The 1,167-nt window shown below is 47.0% G+C and carries 1 protein-coding gene; it reads left to right on the forward strand.

Features of this window, described 5'->3' with window-relative positions; translation table 11 throughout:
* Positions 1 to 13: 13 nt before the first annotated feature.
* Positions 14 to 1,167, forward strand: a 1,154-nt coding sequence (gene tuf, locus ACH0AB_RS11850; protein WP_406878265.1) for an elongation factor Tu, incomplete at its 3' end; no start/stop codon positions are given.

Genomic DNA, 1,167 nt, shown 5'->3' on the forward strand with positions numbered 1-1,167 from the left:
AGAGGATTAAATTATGGCAAAGGCCAAGTTTGAACGTACTAAACCACACGTTAACGTAGGCACCATTGGACACGTTGACCATGGTAAAACAACCCTAACAGCTGCGATTGCAACTGTAGCAGCAAAACACAACGGTGGTGAAGCCAAAGACTACGCGTCAATTGACTCAGCCCCTGAAGAAAAAGCCCGTGGTATCACCATCAACACCTCACACATTGAATATGACACCCAAGCACGTCACTACGCACACGTAGACTGTCCTGGCCACGCTGACTATGTTAAAAACATGATCACCGGTGCTGCACAGATGGACGGCGCTATCCTAGTTGTATCAGCCACTGACGGCCCAATGCCACAAACACGTGAACACATCCTACTATCACGCCAAGTAGGTGTACCATACATCATGGTATTCATGAACAAATGTGACATGGTTGATGACGAAGAACTACTAGAACTTGTCGAAATGGAAGTACGTGAACTACTATCAAGCTACGACTTCCCTGGCGATGACACCCCAATTATCAAAGGTTCTGCCCTAGAAGCCCTAAACGGCGGCGAAGGCAAATACGGTGAACCAGCGGTACTAGAACTACTTGACACCCTAGACAGCTACATCCCAGAACCAGAACGTGCGATTGACAAACCATTCTTGATGCCAATCGAAGACGTATTCTCAATCTCTGGCCGTGGTACAGTTGTAACCGGTCGTGTAGAATCAGGTGTCATCAAAGTTGGTGAAGAAATTGAAATCGTTGGTATCAAACCAACCGCAAAAACCACCTGTACTGGCGTTGAAATGTTCCGTAAACTGCTAGACGAAGGTCGTGCAGGCGAGAACTGTGGTGTACTACTACGTGGTACCAAACGTGAAGACGTACAACGTGGTCAAGTATTGGCTAAACCAGGTTCAATCAAACCACACACCAAATTTGACGCAGAAGTATACGTACTATCAAAAGAAGAAGGTGGTCGTCACACCCCATTCCTAAATGGTTACCGTCCACAATTCTACTTCCGTACCACTGACGTAACTGGCGCAATCCAATTACCAGAAGGTACAGAGATGGTAATGCCTGGCGATAACGTTGAAATGAACGTAGAGCTAATCCACCCAATCGCAATGGACCAAGGCTTACGCTTTGCAATCCGTGAAGGTGGCCGTAC

This window comes from Moraxella sp. 179-F 1C4 NHS (assembly GCF_045370505.1).
GTDB lineage: Bacteria > Pseudomonadota > Gammaproteobacteria > Pseudomonadales > Moraxellaceae > Faucicola > Faucicola tetraodonis.